Genomic DNA, 24,631 nt, shown 5'->3' on the forward strand with positions numbered 1-24,631 from the left:
ATGAAGAAACTGACCCGACGCCTGACATTGACCCTGGCGCTGACTGGTGCGCTGGCGGCTTCGGCCGCGGCACTTGCGGTCGCCGCCGACAAGGACCTGATCGTGTTCGACTGGTCCGGCTACGAGGACCCGAGCTTCCACCCGAAATATGTCGAGAAGAACGGCGACTCGCCGACCTTCGCCTTCTTCGGCGACGAGGACGAGGCGTTCGAGAAGGTGCGCTCCGGCTTCAAGGCCGATATCGCCCACCCCTGCTCGCAGAGCGTGGTGAAATGGCGCGAGGCCGGCCTGCTGCAACCGCTCGACACGTCCAAGATCACGGGCTGGAAAGACCTCAATCCCGGCATCATGGCGATGAAGGATCTTGCCACCACATCGGACGGCAAGGCGTGGTTCATGCCCTGGGACTGGGGCAACACCCAGCTCACCTACAACACCTCCAAGATCGACGCCAAGGACGTGCAATCGCTGAAGGCTTTTGCCGATCCCAAGTTCAAGGGCAGGGTGTCGATCGGCGACAATGTCGACGATGCCTATGCGCTGGCGAGCCTCGCCATCGGCCTCAAGGACTGGACCAAGATGACTGACGACCAGTTCAAGCAGGCGTCCGACTTCCTGCGCCAGGTGCACAAGAATATCCGCTCCTACTGGACCGACACCACCGACGTCGTGCAGCTGCTGAGCGGCGGCGAGGTCGATCTCGCCTGGGCATGGAATGACGCAACCGTGCAGTCGGTCGCCGCCGGCGTGCCGATCATGGCGAAGAAGGACACCGACGAAGGCATCTCGACCTGGGTCTGCGGCTATGTGCTGTTCAAGGACGCGCCCGGCAACATCGACAAGGCCTATGACTATCTGAACGCCGTCAACGATCCCGAGACCGCCAAGGTGCTGGTCAAGGACTGGGGCTATGGCCAGGCCAACGCCAAGGGCATGGCCGGCGTCGACCAGGCGGTCTTGAAGGAAAAGGGCTATGACGACGTGCAGAAATTCGTCGACAAGACGCTGTTCCAGTCGCCGGTACCGTCCGACCTCAAGCTCAAGATGATCGCCGAGTTCGAGAAGATCAAGGCCGGCTATTGAGCCCTGTCTCGACTGCCCGTCCGCCGCCGAGATGGCGGCGGACGGGCTCGCCAAAGTCTGGGAATTCTCCTAACCTTGCGGGGATGTTTTCGCGACCTGGGGAATTCTCAGCCATGAAATCGATGCTACGCCGCCTTGCCCTTGCCGCCGCGTGCATGATCGGCGCCGGTGCGGTCCATGCCTTGGCCGAAGGTGGCGGCGATCTCGTCGTGTTCGACTGGTCGGGCTATGAGGATCCGCTGCTGCATCCCGCCTACGCCGCTAAATACGGCGCCGAGCCGACCTTCGCTTTCTTCGGCGACGAGGACGAAGCCTTCGAGAAGATGCGGGCGGGCTTCAAGGCCGATATCGCCCACCCCTGCTCGCAAAGCGTGGTCAAATGGCGCGAGGCCGGCATGCTGCAGCCGCTCGACACCTCCAGGATATCAGGCTGGAAGGACCTCAATCCCGGCATCATGGCGATGAAGGATCTTGCTGTCACCGCCGACGGCAAGGCCTGGTTCATGCCGTTCGACTGGGGCAACACGTCACTGCTCTACCGCACCGACAAGGTGACGGCTGAAGAGGCGCAGTCACTCAGGATCTTCGCCGATCCCAAGTTCAAGGGCCGCGTCACCATCGGCGACAATGTCGACGACGCCTATGCGCTGGCAAGTCTCGTCATCGGGCTGAAGGACTGGACGAAGATGACCGACGCGCAGTTCCAGGAGGCATCCGCTTTCCTGCGCGACGTGCACAAGAACATCCGCTTCTATTGGACCGACGACACCGACCTCAACCAGGCGTTTATCGGCAATGAGGTCGATCTCGTCTGGGGCTGGAACGAGACCTTTGTCACGCTGAAGGGGCAAGGCATGCCGATCGCCATGAACCGCGATACCAAGGAAGGCATTTCGACCTGGGTGTGCGGCTATGTGCTGATGAAGGACGCACCGGGTAAGCTCGATGAAGCCTATGAATTCCTGAGCGCCGTCAATGCACCCGGCGTGTCGGACTACATGGTCAAGACCTTCGGCTATGGCCATGGCAATGGCGCCGGCATGGCAGCGATCGACCACAAGGTGCTGGTCGAGCGCGGCTTCGACAATCTCGACAAGTTCCTCGACAAGACGCTGTTCCAGCAGCCGGTGGCGCCGGAACTCAAGCAGCGCATGGTCGCCGAATTCGAGAAGATCAAGGCCGGCTATTGACGGGCGAACCGGAAAAAACCGATGTCGTTATCGTCGGCGCCGGCTTCACCGGCCTGGCGGCAGCGCTTGAGCTGAAGGCAGCCGGCATCGACTTTCTGTTGCTTGAAGCGCGCGACCGCGTCGGCGGGCGGGTCGAGTCCATGGAGATCGGTGACGGCGAGCGTGTCGACAGCGGCGGTCAGTTCCTGTGCGAGGATATGCCGGCGCTGATGGCGTTGGTCGAGGAGCACGGCAAGACGCTGGTCGAGACCTATGTCGACGGCGAATTCGTCGCCCAGCCGGCCATGTCTGCGCGGGAGGCGGAACGAACCTATGTCGGCTCGATGGCGATCCGCGATCGCATGAACGCGATCGCGCCTGATGATCCTGATATCGCCGGCTTGTCGGTCGCCGCCTGGCTCGATCGCCAGGACGACCCCGAGGATGCCAAGGCAGCCTTTCGCTCGATGATCGAAGGTCTGTGGTGCCAGGCACTGGAGAAGCTGCCGCTTTGGCACCTCATCGATAATGATCGCCGTATCACCAACGAGGTGTCGGAGCTGCAATACTTTCTCGCAGAGACGATGCATTCGCTGGCGGAGGATCTGGCTCAAGATCTGGGCGCTCGGGTGCGGCTTGGCGCGCATGTCACGCGCATCGAGCAAGGCGCAAACGGCGTGTCCATCCATACCGGCGCGGGTTCGATAGAGGCTCGTTGTCTGCTCGTCGCCGTGCCGCCGGTCATGGCGTCGAGGATCGACTATTCGCCGCCACTGCCGGCGGCCCTGGAGAAAGCACTCGGTGTCTGGCGGAGCGGTACGGTGATCAAGGTGCTGGTGCGCTATCCCACCGCCTTCTGGCGAGCCAAGGGCTTGAGCGGCATGGTGATGTGGCGTGACCAGCCAGGTTTGTTTGCCTGCGACGCCAGCAAGGATGACGATCATCCGGCGCTGGTGGTTTTCATTGGCGGTCCATCAGCCATCGAATGGCGCGGCTTTGGGCAGGAAGGCCTCCGCACCAGAATTGCGGCGCGTCTCGTTGCGGCACTCGGTCCCGAGGCTGCGAAATGGATCGGCTTTGCCGTCCGATACTGGTTCGACGATCAAGGCAGCGTCGGCGGCTACAGCGATCTCATCGTCGAAATGGATGCGACCGACGCCGAGCGGACAACCCTGGCCGGCGCGCCGCCGCTGTATTTTGCGTCGTCGGAAGTGTCGCCGTCATTCCCGGGCTATGTCGAAGGCGCCATCGTTGCCGGGCGCATCGCCGCGCGCAAGATGATCGCCGAGCTTCAATCGGCCATCGCCACCAAAGCCTCGGGATCGTAGGCGAGGCGGATCGAGGTGCCGACCGGGATGTCGTCGGCGCCGAAATCGTTGGTTTCGGTCACCGACAGCGGCTTTTCCAGGCCCGGTATCTCGACGATCAGATGGGTGATCTCGCCGAAATAGTGGCGTTCGACGACCTTGCCGGCGACCTCGAACTTGGCCGTTGCATTGTCCCACAGGACGCGCAAGCGCTCCGGCCGGATGCCGAGCGTCGCGCCGCCGCCATTGCGCACGAAAGCCTTCGGCTTGTCGGTCTTGATGCGGCCGAAGCCAAGCGTGTCGACGACCAGCGAGGCGCCATCCTCCTCGACAATCTCAGCCTTGACGAAATTCATGCCGCCGAGGAAGTCGGCGACCTGGCGGGTGACCGGCCGCTGGTAGATTTCCTTGGGCGAGGCGACCTGCGCGATCCGGCCGCCGAACATCACGGCGATGCGGTCGGACATGGCGAGCGCCTCATATTGGTCATGGGTGACGAGAACGAAGGTGATGCCGACCGCCTGTTGCAGGCGGCGCAGCTCGACCTGCATCTGCTCGCGCAGTTTCTTGTCCAGCGCCGACAGTGGCTCGTCGAGCAGCAGCACCTTGGGCCGCATCACCAGCGCGCGGGCCAGCGCCACGCGCTGCCGCTGGCCGCCGGAAAGTTCGGTGGCCAGGCGCTTGCCGAGGCCGGTCAGCGACACCTGCGCCAGCGCCTCCTCGACCCGGCGCTTTTCCTCGCCGCCCTGCAATTTCAGCCGCTTCAACCCGTAGGCGACGTTCTGTTCGACATTGAGATGCGGGAAGATTGCATAGCTCTGGAAGACCATGTTGGTCGGCCGGCGGTTGGCCGGGATGCCTTCCATCGGCTGGCCGCCGACCGAGATCGAGCCGCTGGTCGGATTGTCGAAGCCGGCGATCATGCGCAACAGCGTGGTCTTGCCGCAGCCGGATGGGCCGAGCAACGAAAAGAACTCGCCCTCCCTGATGGTCAAGGAGGCGTCGTCGAGCGCCTTGAACGCCCCATAGCTGCGGGTGACGTTCTTGATCTCGATCATGGATCGGTCGGATTGGAAGATTTGGGGCTGCTCAGGCATAGAGGCTTCCCTCGTTCTGGGTGCGTCTGGCCGCGCGGCGACGCAGGATTTCAGCGACGGTCATCAGCAGGAAAGAGGCGACCAGCAGCAGCGTGCCCAGCGCCAGCACGCCCGGCAGTTTCGCCGCGAAGCGCAGCTGGCCCCAGATGTAGATCGGCAACGTCGCCTCGGTGCCGGTGAGGAAGAAGGCGATGATGAATTCGTCGAGCGAGATGGTGAAGCAGACCAGCAGGCTGGAGATGATGGCCGGCGCCACCATCGGCAGCGTCACCCGCCGGAAGGTGCCGAAGGCGCTTTCGCCGAGGTCGGCGGAGGCTTCTTCGAGGCTGCGGTCGAAGCCTTCGAAGCCGGAGGTCAGCACCGTCATCGAATAGGGAATGCAAACCAGCACATGGCCGAGCACGACGGTGAACAGCGACAGGCTCAAGCCAAGCTGCAGCATCACCAGCAGCATGGAGATGGCGACGATCACCTCGGGCAGCACCAGCGGCGCCATGATCAGCCCGTGGATGGTGCTGCGGCCGGGATAGCGATAGCGAGTGATCGAGCGCGCGGCGAGGATGCCGAGCAGGGTTGACAGGACAGCGGCCGACACGCCGACGATCAGGCTGTTCCAGGCGGCGTCGAGCAGGGCCGGCGTGCGCGGCAGGTCCTCATACCAATGTAAGGTGAAGCCGGTGAGCGGAAATTTCGGTGTCGCTGCTGTGTTGACCGAGAAGATCGGCAGGAAGATCACTGGCAGATAGAGGAACGCGACGTAGAGAAACGCATAGGTCGCCAGCCAGCCGCCGGACAGGAAGCGTCGCACCGCAATCATCGCGCCAGCCTCTGGACGGCACGGATGATCAGCACCGTGGCGCCCGCCATCAGCGTCACGATCAGCATGGTGGTGACGGAAAGGGCGGCACCCAGCGGCCAGTTGGAGGCTTTGCCGAACTGCGCCTGGATGGCGTTGGCGATCATCACGCCATCCTTGCCCCCGACGAGCTTCGGCGTGACGTAGTCGCCGACGGTCGGGATCATGACGATCAGCGCCGCCGAGATGACGCCTGGCGCCGACAGCGGCAAGGTCACGCGCAGGAACGAGCGCAGCGGACCGTCACCGAGATCGGTGGCCGCTTCGACCAGCGTGCGGTCGACCTTCTCCAGCGAGACGAATATCGGCAGGATGGCGAAGGCCGCCCAGGCATGGGTGAGCGTGATGATGACGGCGCTCGAATTGTAGAGCAGCGCCGTCGACGGCTCATCGATGATGCCGAGGCCCATCAGGCCGGAATTCAGCACGCCGTTATAGCCGAGGATGACCTTCCACGACATCACCCGCAGCAGATAGCTGGTCCAGAACGGAATGGTGATGAGGAACAGCCACAGGCTCTTGTGGCGGCCACCGTGGAAGGAAATGAAATAGGCGATCGGATAGGCCAAAAGGACGGTGAGCAGGCTGACCGTCAGCGAAATGTAGAGCGAGCGCCACAGGAGATCGCGGTAGATCGGCTCGGTCAGCGCGACGCGGTAGTTTTCCAGCGTGAAGGTGCGGTCGATGGTGAGGTAGTGCTGCGTCCAGAAGGAATGCGCGATGACCACCAGGATCGGCAGCACCAGAAGGATGAGCGCGTAGATGAAGGTCGGGCTGATCAGGGCAAGACCCTGAACGGGTTCGGACTGCAGAAGGGCATTTCGTCTGGCCCGCGTCATGCGCAACGGGGGCGACCCTTCCACAGCCGCCGTCATTGCCAGACTCCGGGGGGCAGGGCTCCGGGTGTGATCTCGGTTGCTGGTCTGGACTGTCCCGCCATGCGGCATCCCATTGTGCTGGCGCCGGCTGCCTGTTCCCCTTGCCGGCTTTCTTTCATCATGCGCGCATCCTTGGATTGAAATCAAGCGCTAATTCTGCAATATTGATTGAACGGACATTCAAAATGAAGTGAAGAAAGCCTCTGTTTCCAGTGCTTGGCATCTCACTTCAGGTCCGATGAAAATTTGTGAAGCAATGTGAGGCGATGATGGCTGCGGCAAGAGACCTGAAGGCGACCGAGACGGCCGGCGCGGAGCCCGGCGACGATGCCGTCGAACTGGCCAAGCGCCATCTCATCCAGCCCTGGCCATTCGCCGGTTCGGTCGGTGCCGAAGCACGCGCACTGATCGGCGAAGGCGACGGCATCTACATCACCGACAGCACCGGCAAGCGGCTGATCGATGGGCCGGCCGGCATGTGGTGCGTCAATGTCGGCCACCGCCGCGAGGAGCTCGCCAAGGTGATGTACGACCAAGCGATGGCGCTGTCCTACAACACGCCGTGGTACACGATGAACGCGCCTTCGGCGGAACTCGCCAAGCGCATCGCCGGCCACGCGCCGGGCGATCTCAGCCATGTCTTCTACACCACCGGCGGTTCTTCGGCCGTCGAGACGGCGCTGCGCTTCATGCAGTTCTACAACAATGTGCGCGGCCGGCCGGAAAAGAAGCTGATCCTGAGCCGCGGCGGCGCCTATCACGGCTCGACCTACCTGTCGGCCTCGCTCAACGGCCGCCCGCGCGACCGCGACTGGATGGACGGCGCCGACGAGCTGGTCATCAAGCTGTCGTCACCTGATCCGTTTCGGCGCCCGCACGGCATGAGCCTTGCCGCCTTCACCGATTTCCTGGTCGATCAGTTCCGCGACACGATCGCCCGTGTCGGCGCTGAGCGGATCGGCGCTTTCGTCGGCGAGCCGGTACAGGCATCCGGTGGTGTCGTGGTGCCGCCCGACGGCTACCTCAGACGCATCCGCGAGATCTGCCGCGACAACGACATCCTCTATGTGTCCGACGAGGTGGTGACGGCATTCGGCCGGCTTGGCCATGTCTTCGCCTCGGGCGAGGTGTTCGGCATCGATCCTGACATGATCACCTTCGCCAAGGGCGTCACCTCGGGCTATTTCCCGCTCGGCGGCGTCATCATCTCCGAACGGCTGCTGGAAGAGCTGCGCCGCTCGAACCATCCCGACGCGATGTTCGGCCATGGCCTGACCTACACCAGCCATCCCGTCGGCTGCGCGGTGGCGCTGAAAAACCTCGACCTGCTGGAAGAGGGCGTGCTCGCCCACACGCAGGCGGTCGCGCCCTATTTCCAGGCGCAGCTGAAGACGCTGGAAGAACTGCCGCTGGTCGGCGAAGTGCGCGGGATGGGGTTGATGGGCTGCGTCGAATGTGTGGCGGACCGCGAAAGCAAGGATCCGCTGCAACTCGACAAGGATGTCGGCAAGCGCATCGACGCCCATTGCCATGAACTTGGCCTGCTGGTGCGGCCGCTGATCAACATGTGCGTTATGTCACCGCCACTGATCATCACGCGCGAGCAGATCGACGACATGGTCGGCATCCTGCGCGAAGGCATTTCAAGGACGATGGATGATTTGCGGAAAGAAGGGGTGTGGCGGGGGTGATTTTCTCCCTTCTCCCCGTTTCACGGGGAGAAGGTGCCGGCAGGCGGATGAGGGGCGGCGCCAGCGTTGGCGATTGGCCGCATCCGATGCAAAAGCTATCGTCTGTCTGAAGGGATCATCTCGCAAGCTCGGTGCTGCCCCTCGCCTGCCTGCCGGCATCCTCTCCCCGTAGAACGGGGAGAGGGGCGCCAACTACCAACGTCGCCCCTACGACCGAGACCTCAGCGCGTCGTTGAGATTCCACATGTCCTTCTCCTCGGGCGCGGTCTCCAGGCCCAGCACCGGCAGCATCTTGCGCAGATGGTCGTGGTGGGTGCGCACGCCATATTCGAGGTCGGAGAGATAAAAGCCCTCGAAGGCTTCGGACAGCATGGATTCGTTCGACCATACCGAGAGCTGCACATCTTCCGACATGGTATCGCGGTCGATACGGAAGGAGAGGTAGCGGGCGGCGGCCTGCTCGCGGCTTTCGTCGCGGTAGCGGTAGATGGCGCCGCGCAGCAGCGTCTCACCTGTCGACAGCGGAAACTCCTGATAGAATTGCACCGATTCCGGCATCACCGAAATGACCGCATTGGGGAAGATGCCGTAATAGACCCAGGCCTTCTTCAGATAGTCGGGCAAATGCGCCGGCTCGGGTGCGATCTTGACGTAGTTCTTGACGCTCCAGCGCCGGCCGGCATGCGGGTTGTAGGTGGCGAAGGAGCGCGACACGCCGTTGATGAAGGGCTCGTCGAAATAGGTCGCGCCATAAAGATCCTGCAAGGCGGGATGCGCCATGGCGACGTGGTAGCCCTCATTGTCGACGTCGCGCACCGACTTCCAGTTGACCGGGGTCTTCTGGTTCCAGATGCCCCAGGAGGGCACCATGTCGGCGGCGTTGTAATGCGCGAATTCGGGCTCGATCGGCTTCATCAGTTCGGCGACCGAGGGCTGCGGCCCGCCATTGCGGAAGCGGATGAAGATGAAACCCATCCAGACTTCCAGATCGAGCGGCATCAGGCCGAACTCGGTCTTGTCGAGGTCGGGGAAGGAACGCGGACGTGCGGCGCCGCGCAGCGTGCCGTCGAGATTGTAGACCCAGCCGTGGAACGGGCACACCAGCGCGTTCTTGCAATTGCCCTGGCTGTCGGCGACGACGCGGCTGCCACGGTGGCGGCACATGTTGTTGAAACCGCGCACGACGCCATCCTTGCCGCGCACGATCAAGGCGCGCTCGCCGACGACGTCCATAGTCATATAGTCGCCGGCGTCAGGGACGTCCGAGACATGCCCGACGATCTGCCAGTGGTTGCGGAAAACATACTCCTTCTCGAGTTCGAGAAGGGCATCGGAATGGTAACTCCAGCCCGGTAGTCCCCGCCGGTCCCAATCGTTGGGGATCGCCACGTCACGGAGGTGCGGGTTCATAAAACGTCTCTTCTTTTTATTGAATACTCATTCAATAAAATCATATTTTTCATTGAAATGCAATGGCTTGTGAAAATTCGATGATTTCTGTGGCGGAATCTTCATGCTGTCCGGAGCCAAAATCCACACGGCTGTCGACCGGGAAAATCCCGGAGAATCCGGATGTTAGTCGGAGTTTCAGGGACGCTGTCCCGACCCTGCTTTGTGCAACGAACTGAACACAGCACAAAGCACCTTGCCCGAGGACAAAATGGCCTCGCCATCCTCCGTCCGGTTCGCTGATCCATGGGCATATTGCGACCAGAGCAGTCGGCTGGAACCGGCCGAAGATCACCTTCCAGCACGAGGAGTGCGTCGGCATGCCCGATTTTGCCCGTTTCTGCCCGAAATGCTGTTTCAAACTCGTTACATTGGCAGTCTTGCGCCACCGTTGCGTTGTTACAAAGCGCGGCTAAGTTCGTTTCATCACCAAAAAGAAACTCAGCGAAGGGGAAGGCAATGCATGCGAAAATCCAGACGATCCGCGGCGAGAGCCGCCTTCAGGCTCCAGAGCGCAATGACCGCCGTCCGAAACTGGCGCTGCGCCAGCGGGCCAGCGACCACCCCATGGCGATGTTCATGGTGCTGGCTGCTTGCGCCTTCATCGGCATGGCGTTCACGCCGACAATCGGGCCGGCCTTCGCTTCGTTGAACCCGCCGGCCAACCTCGTCGAGGGCGCGCAGACGACGACCAGGACTGCGCGACTGCCGATGCCGGTGACCGACTTCGCCTGCAAGGGCCAGGCCTGGGGCGCCGAGAGCATCGATTGCCTGCGCGCCATCGCCGAGCAGTCCGGAGCGCACAAGACCCGCGCGATCCGCATGATCGCCAATGCCGCGCCGTTGACCGGCACGCCGAACATTTTCTGATTTTTGTCGAGGCATGATCCCGAAAACCGGTTCCCATTTTGGGGATCGTGCTCTGACCTCCCCGAGCGCTCCTCCAGCGCTCCCCTCGGCTCCCGCTGTGACCTCGGCGGGAGCCTTTTTTATCCTTTCAATGCCGCCTGTTCGGCAATGGCGGACAGCACACTGCGGACATCCAGCGTACTGAACGGCTTTTCCAGGATCTGCGGCCGCTGCTGCGCCGGCAGGGCCTCGATTTCGGCTTTCGCGCCGATCAGGTCGCCGGTGACGAGCACGAAACGCCGCGCCAGGTCGGGCTTTTCAGCAAGCAATTCGCGATAGATCGATATGCCGCTGACGCCGGGCATGCGCAGGTCCGAAAAGACGATGTCCGGCGGCATGTGGCCGCTCAAGGTGGCGGCGCCCGATTCCCAGACAGGAACGATCCGCGACTTGATGCCCATCAGTTCGAGAATGTCGGAGAGCGAGCCGGCGACATCCGGCTCGTCGTCGATGATCAAGGCGTGGCGCAGGCCGCTCGATCGTGGCTGGTTCTCGCCGGCAGTGGCAAGGCCGGCTACAATGGCGGGCAGATGGACGACAAAACGCGCCCCTCTCGGCAGCACTTCCTCGAACCAGACATTGCCATTGTGCCGCTCGATGATCGATTTCGAGATCGACAGGCCGATGCCGGTGCCGACGCCGACCGGCTTGGTGGTGAAATAGGATTCGAAGATGCGGCCGCGGATCGCTTCCGGCACGCCGGGCCCATTGTCCTCGACCGAGAAGCAGGGGTGACCCCGGTCGCTGCGGAACGTCCGCACCTTGATCAGCCGGTCGCCGGCAATGCCGGCCAGTGCATGCTGGCTGTTGATGAGGAAGTTGGCGGCCACCTGCGTCACGTGGTCGGCGTCAGCCATGGCCAGCAGCGGGCCGGCGGCGAAGTCGGTGTCGATGATGATGCCGCTTGAGCGCGCACCATAGGCAGTCACCTCGAGTGCCGCCCGGATCACCTGGTTGAGGTCGGTCTCGGCTTGTGCCGCGGGATGAAGGCGGACCATCGACAGGAAGCTCTTGACGATGCGGCCGCAGCGCTCGGCGGCGGCACGCACTTTCTCGGCGCGCACCTTGGTCTGCGGATCGGAGGCGAACTCGTGCAGCAGCGTCGATTGCGCCACCACCACGGCCAGCGGGTTGTTGAGCTCGTGCGACACGCCGGCCAGCAACGAGCCCATCGCCGCCATCTTCTCGTTCTGGTGCAGCTTCTCGCGCTGGCGACCGATCTCCTCCTCGGCGCGGAGCTTGTCGCGAAGGTCGCGGATGGAGCCGAAGATCAGGCGGCGTTCGGCGACCCGCATCTCGGTCGCCGTCAGCTCGATCGGGAACACCTCGCCGGCGGCGTTCTGGGTCACCGTCTCGAGCCGCTGGCCGACCATCGGCGCGCCGCGGCCAGACATGTATTCGGCCCCCGAAGCATAGCCCTTTCGGTAATAGATCGGCACGATGGTATCGAGCAGGTCCTTGCCGAGGATGTCGCTGCGCTGGAAACCGAACATCTTCTCGGCGGCCGGATTGAATTCGATGATAGAACCGGTCTCATCGATGACGACGATGGCGTCGAGCGAGGCCTGCAGCATGGTGCGGCGAATGACCTCGCTGGCATGGGCTTCGGACGGCGAGCGTTCGATGGCATCGCCGATGGCCAGCGCAATGATGTGCAGCGTCGCCTCTTCCTCGTCGGTCCATTCGCGCTCGTTGACGCAGTCATTGACCGCCAGCGTGCCCCAGAGATGGCCATGCGCGAAGACCGACACCGACAGGAACGACTTGATGTTCTGCTTTTCGAAATCGGTTCTCAGAAAGCCATCGAGATCGCGCGTATGGCCGGCGAAGATCTTGCCTTGCCGCTCGTCCTCGGCCAGCCGCTCCAGCAGTGGGTCCGAATTGACGATCGACTGCATGATGACGGTCGGTGACGCCAGTTCGCCGCCAAAGAGCGGGTCGATCCAATAGGCGGCGACGGATTGGGCGAAACCCTGGCCAGGCAATTCGCGCAAGCGAAACAGGATGCCGCGCTGGCAATCCATGGCCCGGCAGAGCGTTTCCAGGATACCTTCCATCTCGCGTTGCCAGTCGCCGGCCTCGCGCAGCCGGCGAACGACACGCACGGCCGCCATCGCGGCGCCCTGCCTGAAACCCTGCATCTCCGTGCTTGCTGCTTCAGCGGTCATTGTCAGCCGTCATTCCAGAGGTCATGCCAATTCGATCGACGAGCAACGGCCCGAACCTGAAACCCTCTGGCCTCGCTGCTCAGTTGCCGTCGCCGGTCGGCAGCGAGAAGATATAGCCTTCGCCGCGCACCGTGCGCAGGAATTTGGGATTGGCCGGATCGGTCTCGATCTTCTTCCTCAGCCGCATGATGCGAATGTCGACCGCACGCGACGATTCCGGGTCTTCGGTGAAGCCGATCGCCTCGGAGATCGCGGCGCGGGTCAAAAGCCGGTTAGCGCGGGTCAGGAAAACCTCCAGCACGTCGAATTCGCTCTTGGCCATCTCGACCACCGCGCCATTGGTGCCGGTGACCAGCCTGCCGTCGAGATCGGCCTGGAAAGGGCCGAAGGCAACGGAACGGCGATCTGTCCTGGCCTTCTTGTCCTGAAGCTCCTGCGGTTGGGGAACGCGGCGCAACACGCTGCGGACCCTCGCCAGCACTTCGCGCAATTCGTAGGGCTTGACGATGTAGTCGTCGGCACCAAGCTCCAGTCCGACGATGCGGTCGAGCGCGGTGCCGGCGGCGGTGGCGTAAATGATGCCGATCGGCAGCTTCGAGCGCAGCCAGCGGCCGAGCGACAGGCCATCCTCGCCCGGCATGGCGATGTCGAGAATGGCGAGATGGAACGACTGCGTTTCAACGAGGCTGCGCGCGGCGGCAGCACTTTCGGCGGTGACCACATCATAGCCGGCGGCTTCGAGATATTCGGCAACCGCGTCCCTCAGGTCGGGCTCATCCTCGACGATGACAATTCTTGCCCGCACGATGCTTTCGCTCCCACTTTCAGTGGAAAGTAGATTGGGTATAAACATGATGTCCAGCACTCATCTCGGGATGTCTGTTGCAGGGTGGGAAAACATGGCCGCACGATCGATCATCGCGCTTGTTTCCGTTGCCGAAGTGGTCGCGACCGAACTCGCCGACCATCTCGAGCGGCGCGGTCACGATGTGCGTCAGGCGCGCCAGCCCTGGGAGGCCGAATCGCTGCTGTCGGGAAAGGGCATCGACGTCGCCGTCGTCGGCGACAGCCTCAGCCAGGCGGAGGGGCGCGACCTGCTCCGGCGTCATGGTGGCGAGGGCGGACCGGATTTCATCCTGATCTGCCGGCCGGCCGATCTCGTCGACAAGGTGCTGGCGCTCGAGTTGGGTGCGGCCGACGTCGTCGAGAGCCCGCTCAACGTCCGGGAACTGGCTGCCCGTGTTGGCGGCCTGCTTTCGCGGCGCGGCAGGGGCACCCAGGAACTGATCGTGCTGGAGAACGCGACCGTCGATCTGAGGTCGGCCATGGTCATGCATCGCTCCGGCACGGAGGAGCAGCTTTCGCCCGGTCAGGTGGCGCTGCTCAGGCTGTTCCTGGCCAGTCCGCGCAAGGTGCTGACGCGTGACGACATCATTGCCGCGGCACCGGCCGAAAACGCCGACGCCTTCGATCGCTCGATCGATTCGCGCATCGTGCGGCTGCGCCGCAAGCTTGACACCGAAACCATCACCACCATACGCGGCGCCGGCTACCGGTTCGATCCGCCGCAGCAATTCGCCGGCTGATTGTCGGTCACTGACGCAGTCTCTTCTGTTGGGCATCGGATTTTCCATCTCTGGGCCCGATGCTCTTGAAGCTCAGCGTACCAGCAGAAGTGATGGGCCGACCGGCATGTCGCTGCCCATGGTGATCTCGCTTGCATGGGCGCGATCCCTGAGCAGCACGGTGGCAAGGGCGGCAAAGCCGAGCAGGCCCTGCGCGTAAAGCAGTGCGGAAAGCACCGAAGCGGCAAATTTCGTTTTCATCGTACCAATTCCCCAAAATGCCAATTCTTCAAAAGCGAATGTGTTGCGGGTCGGTTCAGGACACCCCCGAAGTGCCCGCGCCGCCCACGGAGCCCCCCGTCGCGGCGCGGGCCTTCGGTCCTCTCGGCAGCAAGTTGCCGGAGGCGCCGCGCAAACCCGCCAGCCTAAGGCCGACCCGCCAGAGGGCCTTTAGCCGGGCGATGCGCAGGCTGGAAACAATCCAGACCGTGGCGAAAAACAGTGCGGCATGCAGCGTCGAAATCTCGCCTGAAGTCATCGCGCCAAGGCTTGTCAGCGGGGTGCCGGCAACCGTGCCGACGCCGCCGATGACCGCTGCCGCGATGCTGATCCTGAGAAGCCAGGACAGCGCGTTCGATTTCGTTCCCATGTTCGTTTCCGGCTGTTTTCGTTGCGTCAACTTTGCTTGCGGCCCGTATCCGGATCATGCCGCTTGAAGTCTCGCTTTGTTGCAGTTTGGTTTCGAGATCGATGGTCTTTCTTTCGTATGCTGCCGATTCGCACTTTCGTTTAGAGGCAGATACTCATGTTCCTGACTTTGGTCTCGCCGACAGGCTGCGGAGCCGACTCCCATTCGGTCTATGAAAGGCTGCGCTTGTTAACCAGAGGAAACAGATTCGAAACACAAATGAGCGTTTTGCGAAATCTGCCCGAAACATGACGTTGGGATAAGCAGCCATCGAATTGGAGCCGGCCGAACCGGCAGAGAGGGGATTTCATCATGCATACCGCCATTTCCGCCAAGCTCATCAACATCACCGCCGCCGCGCTGACGGGCGCCGCACTGCTGTTCGGCGCCGGCTCGGGCGCAGCGCACGCCGCCAACAAGATCGTGGCACGCGTTTCGCTTTCACAGCAGATCATGGAAGTCTCGGTCGATGGCCGGCCGACCTTCGCCTGGAAGGTTTCCACCGGCGACCGGGCCCATGTGACGCCGACCGGCTCGTTCAAGCCGACGCGCATGCATGAGATGTGGTATTCGAAGAAATACGACAACGCCCCGATGCCGCACTCGGTCTTCTTCAGCGGCGGCTATGCGGTGCATGCGACTTACGCGATCAAGCGCCTCGGCCAGCCGGCTTCGCATGGTTGCGTGCGGCTGCACCCCGACAACGCCGCCGATTTCTACCAGCTCGTCGAAACGTTCGGGGCGACCAACACCAGCATCGTCATCGTCAAGTAGCAGGCTGGAAACGATGGCTTGGCAGCATGCTGCCACGCCTTGTTCAAGGCTCCCACCGGAAAACGCCGCAGTATTGAGTACAGCTCAAACCGGCGGTATCGAGCCCAGCCAAAAAGAAAAGAGGCCGGAAATTTCCGGCCTCTTTTCTTCTGTTTCCAACTTGTCGTTGCGCAATTCCGGATGGAAAACCGTTACACACTTTTCCTGGAATTGCTCTAGCTCGGCAGTGCCGGCATCAGCTTGGGATCCGGCTTCTCGGCCAAATGAGGCAGGTCCTTGCTGGCGATGAAGGTGTAGAACATGGGCACGACGAAGAGCGTGAACATGGTTCCGACCAGGATGCCGGTGAAGATAACCAGGCCCATCGAATAGCGGGCCGCGGCACCCGCGCCGCTGGACGTGATCAGCGGCACCACGCCAAGCGCCATCGCCGCCGTCGTCATCAGGATCGGCCGCAGGCGCACCTTGGCCGAGGCGATGATGGCGTCGCGCCGCCGCATGCCATGCTTTTCACGCTGCTGGTTGGCGAACTCGACCAGCAGGATGCCGTGCTTGGTGATCAGACCGATCAGTGTGATCAGGCCGACCTGTGTGTAGATGTTGAGCGTGCCGAGGCCCAGATTGAGCGGCACGATCGCGCCGAAGATGGACAGCGGCACCGCCATCATGATGATCAGCGGGTCGCGGAAACTTTCAAACTGCGCTGCCAGCACCAGATAGATGACGACAACGGCCGCCGCGAAAGCGATCAGGATGGTGTTGCCCTGCTCCTTTTCCTGTCGCGATTGACCGGAATAGTCGACGAAGAAGGTGTCGGGCAGGCTCTCCTTGGCGATGTCCTCCAGCGCCTTCAGCCCGTCGCCGGTGGTGACGCCGGGCAGCGGAAGCGCCGAAATCGTCGACGAATTCAGCTGGTTGAACTGCTCGATTGCCGCCGGCGCCGCATTGGTCGAAATCTTGACCACCGCCGACAGCGGCACCATCTCGCCCGTCACGCTGCGCACGAAGTATTCGCCGAGCTTGCCGGGGTTGTCGCGAAATTCCTGCGGCACCTGCGGGATGATGTCGTAGCTGTTGGAGTCGCGGTCGAACTGCGCCACTTCGGCGCCGCCGACAAGCAAGGTCAGCGTGCGGCCGATATCGGCGATCGGCAGATTCAGCGCCGCGGCGCGGTCACGATCGATGGTCACCGTCACCTCCGGTGCATCATAGGCCATCGAATTCTGCACGACGATGAAGCGGCCGGAGGCTTGCGCCTTGTTCTTGATCTGCTCGGCCACCTCGTACACTTCCGAGGAAGCGCCGGTCGATCGCACCACCATGGAAATGGGCAGGCCGCCACCGGAGCCCGGCAGCGTCGGCGGCGCGAAGACGAAGGCCTCGACACCGGCCACTTTGGCGATACGGGCCGTAATGTCGGCCTGCAGTTCCTTCGAATTGCGCTTGCGTTCCGCCCAGTCCTTGAAGGCAAAGCCGACGAAGGCGCTGTTTGTCGTGCCGCCGAAGGCGACCGCCGAGAACTGCGCTCTTGTTTCGGGAATATCCTTCACCAGACCGAGAATCTGGTTGACGTATGTCTCGGTGTAATCGGAGGTCGCATAACGTGGCCCTGTCACAATCGAGAGCAGAAAGCCCTGATCCTCTTCCGGCGCCAGTTCGCTCGAGGTCTTGGTGAACATGAAGCCGGTGACGCCGACAAGCGCAAGCACGATGATCAGCGTCAAGGGGCGATAGTTCAGCGACCCGGTGACGGCGCGCTCATAGACATGCTCGACGCGCGCGAAGGCGCCGTCGACAATGCGCTGGAAACGGCCCGGCGTGCCGGACTTCAGGAGGCGTGCCGACATCATCGGGGTGATGGTGATGGCGATGACGCCCGACAACACCACCGAGCCGGCGAGCGTAACCGCGAATTCACGAAACAGCGCGCCGGTCAGGCCGCCGGTGAAGGCCAGCGGCGCGAACACGGCGGCAAGCGTCATGGTCATGGCAACGATGGCCGACGCTATTTCGCGCATACCGCTGAACGCGGCCTGCATCGGCGACATGTGGTCTTCTTCCATATGGCGATGGATGTTCTCCACCACCACGATGGCGTCGTCGACGACCAGGCCGATCGCCAGCACCATGGCCAGCAGCGACAGGAGGTTGATCGAATAGCCGACAGCAAACAAAAGGAAACAGACGCCGATCAGCGACAGCGGGATGGTGACGATCGGCATCATCACCGAACGGAAAGAGCCAAGGAACAAAAGGATGACGACGACGACGATGGCAACCGCCTCGGCGATGGTCTTGAACACCTCTTCGATCGAGGCGCTGATCTGCCCGGTCGCGTCGTAGACGACCTCGATCGTCATGCCCTTCGGCAGCGTCTCCTGAATCTGCGGCACCAGCTTGGTGAGTGCGGCCGCCGTGGTCAGCGGATTGGCTGCCGGTGTCGGGAAGATAGCGAGGAAGGTGCCGGGCTTGCCGTTGAAGCTGACCCTGGTGTCGGTGTTCTCGGCAGCGAGTTCGACGCGAGCCACGTCGCGCAACCGCACCACATTGCCGTCGGTCGAGCGCAGCGGCAGTTCGGCGAACGCCTCCGGCGTCTGCAATGTCGAGCGCACGGCGATCGACGAGACGACATACTCGTTCTGGGTGTTGCCGGGCGCCGACAGGAAGTTGGAATTGTTGATCGCCGTCAGCACTTCGGAGGCCGTCACGCCGCGCGCGGCAAGCTTGATCGGATCGATCCAGACGCGCATCGAGTATTCCTGGGCGCCGAAGATCTGCACGTCGGCGACGCCTTCGACCGTCGACATGCGCGGCCTGATGACGCGCTCGATATACTCCGTCAGCTGCTCCTTCGTCATGTTCGGATTCTGCATCGAGATGTACATCATCGCGAACTGCTGACCGGTACCCTTGACGATGACGGGGTCCTTGGAGGCGTCCGGCAAGGTGCCGCGCACGCCCTGGACCTTGGACAGCACTTCAGTCAGCGCGACGTCGGGGTTGGAACCGAGCTTCATCTGCACCGTCACGGTGCTGGACGACGGACGGCTGGACGAGGTGACGTAGTCGATGTTCTCGGTCGAGGCGACGGCGCGGGCGATCGGGGCGGAAATGAAGCCCTGGATCAGATCGGCGCTGGCGCCTGGATAGGCCGTCGTGATGGTGATCGCCGTTTCGTCGACCTTCGGATACTGCCGGATCGACAGGTTGAAGATGCCCTGGAAACCCAGGAGCAGGATCATGCAGGCAAGGACCGTCGAAAGGACGGGCCGGCGAATGAAGAGATCGGAAAAGCTCATTGCTGGTCGGCCTGCTTGTTCGCCGATTTGGTCGGGTCGATGGTGTTGTCTACAGCGACGGACATGCCGTTGAAGAGGCGGTTCTGACCGGCGGTGACGACCTCGTCGCCGGCCTTCAGCCCCTCGACGATCTCGACCATGCCTTGATTGCGGCGGCCTGGCTTGACGAACACCTGCGACAGCACCAGCGCAGGCTTGTCACCTTCCGCCGCCGGCTTGGCCGGATCGGCAGCCTTGTCCGCCGGCTTTGCCGCATCGGCGGCTGGCTTGGCTGCATCAGTCGCCGGCTTCATGGCACCGGCCGGCTTGGCGTCCGCCGGTTTGGCGTCAGCCGGCTTGTCGGCGGCTGCGGCAGCGGGTTTTTCTCCCGGCTTGGCTGCCTGCGCCGGGGCCGCCTCGGCGGGCTTCGCCGGCTGCACCACGAAGATGTAGTCGCCATAGAGGCTGGTCGTCAGTGCCGTCTGCGGCAGCGTCAGCACGTTCTGCTCTTCGGGCAGTTCGACACGTACCTGCACGAACTGACCAGGGGTCAGCTTGCCGTCGGGATTGGCGACTTCCGCCCTGATGTTCACCAGCCGGCTGGACGAGTCGATCTTCGGGTCGATGCCGCGAATGGCGCCGGCAAACGGCCGGTCCTCACCACCGAAGCCCAACCGAACCGTCTGGCCGATCTTGAGCAGCGCGAGTTGCTGTTCGGGAACCGAGAAATCGACCCGCATCGTGTCGAGATCCTGCAGCGTCACCACTGCGGTGCCGGGCGCCAGATATTGGCCGATATCGATTTTCGGAATGCCCACCGTGCCGCCGAAAGGTGCCGTCAGCTGCTTCTGTTCGAGCACGGCCTGCAGCTTGGTGACCTGAGACGCAGAGGCCGAGGCGGCCGCACGCGCCGTGTCCAGCGTCGAGTCGGAGCCGACGCCACGCCTCGTCAGTTCGATGGCGCGGGCCAGCGATGCCTGATCGAGCGCGGCCTGCGCTTTCTGCGCGTCGAGATCGGCGCGCTCGACGGCGTCGTCGAGCTGCAGCAGAACCGCATTGTCGGCCACTTTCTGGTTGGCATGGAAAAGGATGTCCTTGACGATGCCGGTGGTCTCAACCGTCAGGTCAACACCGCGCACGGCCTTGACCGTACCGATCGCCTCGACGCCAGGCGTCCAGGTCGAAGGCTTGGCGATGGTCGTCGACACGGTTGCCGCCGGCGGCTTCATCGATGCGAAATACTGCTTGATGCCGTTGTCGCGCAGGAAGTTGAAGCCGACGATACCGCCGACCACGACGACGAGCACAGCCAGAACCAGAACGATGATGAAGATACGGAGTATGCGCTTGAACAAGGAAGTCCCCTCAGTCGAAATCCGGCGCGAAGCGCGGACATCGGGACACATATCGACTGCGGGTCCCGATTTCAAATAGTGGCGGTCTTACTGTACCGTCTGGACGGTCTTGTCAATTGGGCCTAAGCTTGCGAAGGGAGGCGCCATGAGAGCCCAACGAACGAACTCGCGCGAGAAAATTCTCGCAGCGGCGGCCGATGTCGCACGGGAATCCGGGCCCGGCAGCCTGTCGCTGGAAGCGGTCGCCAGCCGCGCCGGCGTATCGAAGGGCGGGCTGCTCTATAATTTCCCGACCAAGGCCAAATTGATGCAGGGTTTGGTCGAAGGCTACCTGCGCGAGTTCGAGAACGCGCTGGAAACCGCCCGCACGAACGACAAGGACGAAAATCCGCTCGCCGTCTACATCAGGCTGTCGGCCAATGATTGCGAGGAGAAGCAGCCGTCCGCGTCCTGGATCTTCTCGGCGATCGCCGAGGATCCCGATTTCATGACGCCGATAAAGACATTCAAGCGGCAGCTTTTCGAGAGGCTGAAGGGCGAGACGCCGGACCTCAAATCGCTATTGGTCTGCTACCTCGCCATCGAGGGATTGCGCAGCATGAACCTCTTCGATGCGGATGTCCTGTCGAAAGACGAGCGAGAGCTGCTGGTATCGTCCCTGCTTGAGATTGCCAAATAGGCGCGCCTGATCGAAGCGCTCAATCCACGGCGCGCTCGATGTCGCGGCGCAGGACGATCGCGGTTGTCAGGTCCTCGACACCGCCATGACTGGCGATCAGATCGCGAAGCGTGTTCAGCCTGTCGATGGATGGCACCTCGACCTCGACGATGAGATCGAGCTGGCCGCTGACCGATGACACCCGCCGGACTTCCGGATAGCGCGCCAGCTGGTCGAGAATGCCGATCGATGGCGTGCGTATCAGTGTGACAAGCAGGAAGGCGCAGATCAGCCCCTTGTCCATCTGACCGATATCGGCGCGATAGCCACGGATGACGCCGCTTTTTTCCAGTGAGGCCACCCGCTCACTCGTCGCGCTGCGCGACAGGCCGATGCGCCCCGCAAGCGTCTTCAGCGGGATGCGGGCCTCCTTCGACAGGATGCCGAGAATGTCCCTGTCCTTGGCGTCCAGTTCCCTCATCACATCGCGCTCCTACCCGCTTCCGTTAATGTGCCGGCCAATGCAGTCATTGTGACGGCGTAACCGACGCTTTGCCGGATGCCCGATTTTTAAGCCCATGCCAAGCTTTGAGAAAGCAGATGTGGATTGCCGATGACCAATGTTTCCCACCCAGCGCCTCAGTTCTCGCAAAGCGAGGCCATCGATATCGCCGCACGGCATTTCGGCATTGCCGGCAGCGTCACGCCGCTGGACAGCGAGCGCGACCAGAATTTCAAGCTGACCGCCCCCGACCGTTCGCTGTGGATCCTCAAGATCGTCAACGCCAGCGAGCCGCTCCGCGAGAGCGAATTCCAGACGGCACTGTTCGACCACCTCGAGCGCAACAGCCCTCATCTCGCCGTACCGCGCCTCAGGATGACGGTGCAGGGAACATCGCTCGCTCATGCCACCGGCGCCGGCGGCGAAGACCATGCCGTGCGGCTGGTGTCGTGGCTTGCCGGCCGGCCGCTGGCCGAGAGCCCGTCCACTCCGGCGTTGCTTGAGAGCCTCGGTGGCGCGCTCGGCCGGTTGGACCGCGCCCTGCAGGGCTTCATCCACCCCGGTGCGCTGCGCACGTTCGACTGGGACATTCGCCGGGCCGGTGCTGCGCGGCAACGCCTTCACTACATCGACGACCACCAGGATCGCGCCTTGCTGGAACGGTTCCTCGATCATTTCGATGCCGCGATCGCGCCCCGGCTGCCGGCGCTGCGGGCGCAGGTGATCCACAACGACGCCAATGACTGGAATGTGCTCGTCGACCCGGAAATGCCCGAGCGCGTCGCCGGACTGATCGATTTCGGCGATGCCTTGCACAGCGTGTTGATCGCCGAGGTTGCCGTCGCCTGTGCCTATGCCATCCTCGATGCCGAGGATCCGATCGGCGCTGCCGCCCGTCTTGCCGCCGGGTTTCATGCCGAGTATCCGCTGCGCGAAGAGGAGCTCGATCTGCTCTTCGACCTCATTGCGATGCGTCTCGTCACCTCGGTGACGCTGTCGGCGGCGCGCAAGGAGCGGACCACCGACAATCCCTATCTGTCGATCTCGGAAGCGCCGGCCTGGCGCCTGCTGCGACGCCTGGGAACGATGAACCGGCGCTTCGCGACGGCGATCCTGCGCCATGCCTGCGGCTTCGAGGCCGCGCCCGGAGCGCGCGCTGTCACGCACTGGATCACAGCGAACCGCGCGCAGCTTGCGCCCATTCTCGACCGCCATCCGGCGACGCTTGCCAAGGCGCTGGTGCCTTATGGCGATCCGCAAAATCCGATGACGGTGACATCGGCCGCGCAGCAACCCGACAAGGCGACCGCATGGTGGGATGCCTATTGCGCCGAGCATGGCATTGCGCTCGGCATCGGCCCGTGGGGCGAGGCGCGCACGGTTTACACCAGCGACATCTTCCGCTCGCGTTTCGTCGAAGGCGCGCGCCGCGCCAATCATCTGGGCCTCGATCTTTTCATGCCGGTGGGCACGCGACTCTATACGCCCCTGGCCGCAACCGTCAGAAGCGTCGAGATCGAAGAGGATCCGCTCGGCTATGGCTGCCTGGTGGCGCTGGAGCATGCGCCGCCGGGGTGCCCGCCCTTCATCACCCTGTGGGGGCATATGGCGCATGAGGCAGGACGGCGGCTGAAGGCCGGCGACCACCTGCAAGCCGGCGCGCTTGTCGGCGAGATGGGATCACCAGCAGAAAATGGCGGCTGGGCGCCGCATCTGCATTTCCAGATATCGACGGATACAAGCCTCGCCGCACGCGACATCCTCGGCGTCGGCGAAGAACGCTATCTCTCAGTCTGGCAAGAGCTGTTTCCGGACGCTGCCGATCTGGCCGGCATTCCGCCCGAAACCTTCCGGCAAAGCGGTCGTTCGCGTCCGCAGATCGTTGCCGCGCGTAAGGCGTCGCTGCTGCCCAATCTCTCGATCTCCTATTCCGAGCCGATCAAGTTCGTGCGCGGCGAAGGCGTTTGGCTGATCGACGACACTGGCCGCGCCTATCTCGATTGCTTCAACAATGTCTGCCACCTCGGCCATGCCCATCCCGACGTGGTCGAGGCGATCGCCAGACAGGCGGCAAAGCTCAACACCAACACGCGCTATCTGCACGACGCCATCGTGACCTACGCGGAACGGCTGACCGCGACCTTGCCCGCGGGCCTGTCGGTGGCGTCCTTCGCCTGTTCGGGCAGCGAGGCCAACAGCCTGATGCTGCGCATGGCACGAACCCATACCGGCCGCAGCGAGGCGATCGTGCTCGACTGGGGCTATCACGGCACGACGCAGGAACTGATCGACCTCAGCCCTTACAAGTACAAGCGCAAGGGCGGCAAGGGGCGCCCGCCGCATGTGTTCGAGGCGACCATTCCCGACAGCTACCATGCCCCGGCCGAATGGCCTGTTGACGAGCATGCAAGGCGCTTTGCCGAAAGCGTCGCCGAGCAGATCGCTGATATGGCCAGAGAGGGTCGCGCGCCTGGCCTGTTCCTGGCGGAATCGATCCCCAGCGTTGCCGGCCAGGTGTTCCTGCCGGACGGCTATCTCGCGGAAGTCTACGCGATGGTGCGCGCCGCCGGCGGCATCTGTGCGGCCGACGAGGTGCAGGTCGGCTTTGGCCGCGTCGGCAGCCATTGGTGGGCTTTCGAGACGCAAGGGGTGACACCCGACATCGTCACCATGGGCAAGCCGATCGGCAACGGCCATCCGATGGCGGCCGTGGTGACGACCACCGAGATTGCCGCTTCGTTCAACAACGGCATGGAGTATTTCAACACGTTCGGCGGCAATCCGGTGTCCTGCGCGGCCGGGCTCGCGGTGCTCGACGTCATCGAGCGCGACGGCCTCAGGCGCAATGCGGTGGAGATCGGCGGCTATCTCATAGCGCGGTTCAAGGCCTTGCAGGCCCGCTACGATATGATCGGCGATGTGCGCGGCCAAGGGCTCTTCCTCGGCATCGAACTGGTCGAGGACCGCAACAGCAAGGCGCCGGCGACGGCACTTGCCCGCCGCGTCAATGACGGGGTCAGGGCACGCGGGGTGCTGATCGGCACCGAAGGGCCGCACGACAATGTGCTGAAGATGCGCCCGCCGATGATCTTCAGCCGGGCCAATGCCGATCATCTGGTTGGCGTTGTCGACGAGACGCTGGCGGCGGTTCTGGCGGAAGGGACGTAGGGCAGATCCCGCACGCCCAGGCGGCGCGCGGACGGG

20 protein-coding genes are annotated in these 24,631 nt (G+C 63.1%); 9 read left to right on the forward strand and 11 right to left on the reverse strand.

Annotation, left to right across the window (positions count from 1 at the left end):
* The 3 genes from FCU66_RS07385 (at nt 1) to FCU66_RS07395 (ending at nt 3,580) form a co-directional block, all read left to right on the forward strand.
* Nucleotides 1-1,083: an ABC transporter substrate-binding protein gene (locus tag FCU66_RS07385; protein WP_136620555.1), complete on the forward strand. Its 1,083-nt coding sequence runs from the start codon at nt 1-3 to the stop codon at nt 1,081-1,083.
* Nucleotides 1,084-1,196: 113 nt separating this feature from the next.
* The gene (locus FCU66_RS07390) at nt 1,197-2,273 is read left to right on the forward strand and encodes an extracellular solute-binding protein (protein ID WP_168992052.1); all 1,077 of its coding nucleotides are present in this window, start codon (nt 1,197-1,199) and stop codon (nt 2,271-2,273) included.
* Complete coding sequence (locus FCU66_RS07395) at nt 2,270-3,580, forward strand: flavin monoamine oxidase family protein (protein WP_168992053.1); 1,311 nt, start codon at nt 2,270-2,272, stop codon at nt 3,578-3,580. The genes FCU66_RS07390 and FCU66_RS07395 overlap by 4 nt, the downstream gene beginning before the upstream one ends.
* Here the strand turns inward: FCU66_RS07395 and FCU66_RS07400 are convergent.
* From FCU66_RS07400 to FCU66_RS07410, 3 genes are read right to left on the reverse strand one after another with little or no spacing between them, the layout of a single operon-like run.
* Complete coding sequence (locus FCU66_RS07400) at nt 3,544-4,617, reverse strand: ABC transporter ATP-binding protein (RefSeq protein WP_136620558.1); 1,074 nt, start codon at nt 4,615-4,617, stop codon at nt 3,544-3,546. The two genes, FCU66_RS07395 and FCU66_RS07400, sit on opposite strands and share 37 nt — an antisense overlap.
* A gap of 31 nt (nt 4,618-4,648) precedes the next feature.
* Complete coding sequence (locus FCU66_RS07405) at nt 4,649-5,473, reverse strand: ABC transporter permease (RefSeq protein ID WP_136620559.1); 825 nt, start codon at nt 5,471-5,473, stop codon at nt 4,649-4,651.
* Nucleotides 5,470-6,387, reverse strand: coding sequence for an ABC transporter permease (locus FCU66_RS07410; protein ID WP_136620560.1), 918 nt, complete (start codon nt 6,385-6,387; stop codon nt 5,470-5,472). The genes FCU66_RS07405 and FCU66_RS07410 overlap by 4 nt, the downstream gene beginning before the upstream one ends.
* 272 nt (nt 6,388-6,659) lie before the next feature.
* Between FCU66_RS07410 and FCU66_RS07415 the strand changes: the two genes are divergently transcribed.
* Entirely contained in the window at nt 6,660-8,081 is a 1,422-nt protein-coding gene (locus FCU66_RS07415) for an aminotransferase (RefSeq protein WP_136620561.1), read from the forward strand.
* A 207-nt stretch (nt 8,082-8,288) separates the two neighbouring features.
* Here the strand turns inward: FCU66_RS07415 and FCU66_RS07420 are convergent, their stop codons facing one another.
* Nucleotides 8,289-9,491, reverse strand: a complete 1,203-nt coding sequence (locus tag FCU66_RS07420; protein WP_136620562.1) for an aromatic ring-hydroxylating oxygenase subunit alpha — start codon at nt 9,489-9,491, stop codon at nt 8,289-8,291.
* A 498-nt stretch (nt 9,492-9,989) separates the two neighbouring features.
* Here FCU66_RS07420 and FCU66_RS07425 point away from each other — a divergent pair, with 498 nt between their 5' ends.
* A complete protein-coding gene (locus FCU66_RS07425) occupies nt 9,990-10,400 on the forward strand; it encodes a hypothetical protein (protein ID WP_136620563.1) in 411 nt (136 codons plus the stop codon).
* A 119-nt stretch (nt 10,401-10,519) separates the two neighbouring features.
* On the opposite strand, the gene FCU66_RS07430 is transcribed toward FCU66_RS07425, so the two are convergent.
* A complete protein-coding gene (locus tag FCU66_RS07430) occupies nt 10,520-12,607 on the reverse strand; it encodes an ATP-binding protein (protein WP_168992055.1) in 2,088 nt (695 codons plus the stop codon).
* Nucleotides 12,608-12,686: 79 nt separating this feature from the next.
* On the reverse strand, nt 12,687-13,460 hold the full coding sequence (locus FCU66_RS07435) for a response regulator (RefSeq protein ID WP_181956536.1): 774 nt from the start codon (nt 13,458-13,460) through the stop codon (nt 12,687-12,689).
* A gap of 46 nt (nt 13,461-13,506) precedes the next feature.
* On the opposite strand from FCU66_RS07435, the gene FCU66_RS07440 reads away from it, so the two are divergent.
* Nucleotides 13,507-14,193, forward strand: coding sequence for a response regulator transcription factor (locus FCU66_RS07440; RefSeq protein ID WP_136620564.1), 687 nt, complete (start codon nt 13,507-13,509; stop codon nt 14,191-14,193).
* Nucleotides 14,194-14,265: 72 nt separating this feature from the next.
* Here FCU66_RS07440 and FCU66_RS07445 read toward each other — a convergent pair whose 3' ends face one another.
* Both FCU66_RS07445 and FCU66_RS07450 read right to left on the reverse strand, forming a co-directional pair.
* Nucleotides 14,266-14,433, reverse strand: a complete 168-nt coding sequence (locus FCU66_RS07445; RefSeq protein ID WP_136620565.1) for a hypothetical protein — start codon at nt 14,431-14,433, stop codon at nt 14,266-14,268.
* A 55-nt stretch (nt 14,434-14,488) separates the two neighbouring features.
* Nucleotides 14,489-14,821 (reverse strand): hypothetical protein, encoded by a 333-nt coding sequence (locus tag FCU66_RS07450; protein WP_136620566.1) that lies wholly within the window; start codon nt 14,819-14,821, stop codon nt 14,489-14,491.
* 351 nt (nt 14,822-15,172) lie between these two features.
* Here FCU66_RS07450 and FCU66_RS07455 point away from each other — a divergent pair, with 351 nt between their 5' ends.
* A complete protein-coding gene (locus FCU66_RS07455) occupies nt 15,173-15,634 on the forward strand; it encodes a L,D-transpeptidase (RefSeq protein WP_109665510.1) in 462 nt (153 codons plus the stop codon).
* A gap of 215 nt (nt 15,635-15,849) precedes the next feature.
* Here FCU66_RS07455 and FCU66_RS07460 read toward each other — a convergent pair whose 3' ends face one another.
* Together FCU66_RS07460 and FCU66_RS07465 are read right to left on the reverse strand one after the other, a co-directional pair.
* Complete coding sequence (locus tag FCU66_RS07460) at nt 15,850-18,933, reverse strand: efflux RND transporter permease subunit (RefSeq protein ID WP_136620567.1); 3,084 nt, start codon at nt 18,931-18,933, stop codon at nt 15,850-15,852.
* A complete protein-coding gene (locus tag FCU66_RS07465) occupies nt 18,930-20,267 on the reverse strand; it encodes an efflux RND transporter periplasmic adaptor subunit (protein WP_136620568.1) in 1,338 nt (445 codons plus the stop codon). The genes FCU66_RS07460 and FCU66_RS07465 overlap by 4 nt, the downstream gene beginning before the upstream one ends.
* Nucleotides 20,268-20,412: 145 nt before the next feature.
* Here FCU66_RS07465 and FCU66_RS07470 point away from each other — a divergent pair, with 145 nt between their 5' ends.
* Nucleotides 20,413-20,946: a TetR/AcrR family transcriptional regulator gene (locus tag FCU66_RS07470; RefSeq protein ID WP_136620569.1), complete on the forward strand. Its 534-nt coding sequence runs from the start codon at nt 20,413-20,415 to the stop codon at nt 20,944-20,946.
* A gap of 19 nt (nt 20,947-20,965) precedes the next feature.
* Here FCU66_RS07470 and FCU66_RS07475 read toward each other — a convergent pair whose 3' ends face one another.
* The gene (locus FCU66_RS07475) at nt 20,966-21,406 is read right to left on the reverse strand and encodes an Lrp/AsnC family transcriptional regulator (protein ID WP_136620570.1); all 441 of its coding nucleotides are present in this window, start codon (nt 21,404-21,406) and stop codon (nt 20,966-20,968) included.
* Nucleotides 21,407-21,538: 132 nt separating this feature from the next.
* Between FCU66_RS07475 and FCU66_RS07480 the strand changes: the two genes are divergently transcribed.
* Nucleotides 21,539-24,595, forward strand: coding sequence for an aminotransferase class III-fold pyridoxal phosphate-dependent enzyme (locus FCU66_RS07480; protein ID WP_136620571.1), 3,057 nt, complete (start codon nt 21,539-21,541; stop codon nt 24,593-24,595).
* Nucleotides 24,596-24,631 lie beyond the last annotated feature (36 nt).

The organism is Mesorhizobium norvegicum (genome assembly GCF_004919685.1).
Lineage (GTDB): Bacteria > Pseudomonadota > Alphaproteobacteria > Rhizobiales > Rhizobiaceae > Mesorhizobium > Mesorhizobium norvegicum.

Excerpts from the sequence above, each read along its gene's own strand:
- FCU66_RS07385 (WP_136620555.1), top strand. The coding sequence starts at position 1 with ATGAAGAAACTGACCCGACGCCTGACATTGACCCTGGCGCTGACTGGT.
- FCU66_RS07390 (WP_168992052.1), top strand. The coding sequence starts at position 1,197 with ATGAAATCGATGCTACGCCGCCTTGCCCTTGCCGCCGCGTGCATGATC.
- FCU66_RS07400 (WP_136620558.1), bottom strand. The coding sequence starts at position 4,617 with ATGATCGAGATCAAGAACGTCACCCGCAGCTATGGGGCGTTCAAGGCG.
- FCU66_RS07405 (WP_136620559.1), bottom strand. The coding sequence starts at position 5,473 with ATGATTGCGGTGCGACGCTTCCTGTCCGGCGGCTGGCTGGCGACCTAT.
- FCU66_RS07410 (WP_136620560.1), bottom strand. The coding sequence starts at position 6,387 with ATGACGGCGGCTGTGGAAGGGTCGCCCCCGTTGCGCATGACGCGGGCC.
- FCU66_RS07415 (WP_136620561.1), top strand. The coding sequence starts at position 6,660 with ATGGCTGCGGCAAGAGACCTGAAGGCGACCGAGACGGCCGGCGCGGAG.
- FCU66_RS07420 (WP_136620562.1), bottom strand. The coding sequence starts at position 9,491 with ATGAACCCGCACCTCCGTGACGTGGCGATCCCCAACGATTGGGACCGG.
- FCU66_RS07425 (WP_136620563.1), top strand. The coding sequence starts at position 9,990 with ATGCATGCGAAAATCCAGACGATCCGCGGCGAGAGCCGCCTTCAGGCT.
- FCU66_RS07430 (WP_168992055.1), bottom strand. The coding sequence starts at position 12,607 with ATGACCGCTGAAGCAGCAAGCACGGAGATGCAGGGTTTCAGGCAGGGC.
- FCU66_RS07435 (WP_181956536.1), bottom strand. The coding sequence starts at position 13,460 with ATGTTTATACCCAATCTACTTTCCACTGAAAGTGGGAGCGAAAGCATC.
- FCU66_RS07440 (WP_136620564.1), top strand. The coding sequence starts at position 13,507 with ATGGCCGCACGATCGATCATCGCGCTTGTTTCCGTTGCCGAAGTGGTC.
- FCU66_RS07445 (WP_136620565.1), bottom strand. The coding sequence starts at position 14,433 with ATGAAAACGAAATTTGCCGCTTCGGTGCTTTCCGCACTGCTTTACGCG.
- FCU66_RS07450 (WP_136620566.1), bottom strand. The coding sequence starts at position 14,821 with ATGGGAACGAAATCGAACGCGCTGTCCTGGCTTCTCAGGATCAGCATC.
- FCU66_RS07455 (WP_109665510.1), top strand. The coding sequence starts at position 15,173 with ATGCATACCGCCATTTCCGCCAAGCTCATCAACATCACCGCCGCCGCG.
- FCU66_RS07460 (WP_136620567.1), bottom strand. The coding sequence starts at position 18,933 with ATGAGCTTTTCCGATCTCTTCATTCGCCGGCCCGTCCTTTCGACGGTC.
- FCU66_RS07470 (WP_136620569.1), top strand. The coding sequence starts at position 20,413 with ATGAGAGCCCAACGAACGAACTCGCGCGAGAAAATTCTCGCAGCGGCG.
- FCU66_RS07475 (WP_136620570.1), bottom strand. The coding sequence starts at position 21,406 with ATGAGGGAACTGGACGCCAAGGACAGGGACATTCTCGGCATCCTGTCG.
- FCU66_RS07480 (WP_136620571.1), top strand. The coding sequence starts at position 21,539 with ATGACCAATGTTTCCCACCCAGCGCCTCAGTTCTCGCAAAGCGAGGCC.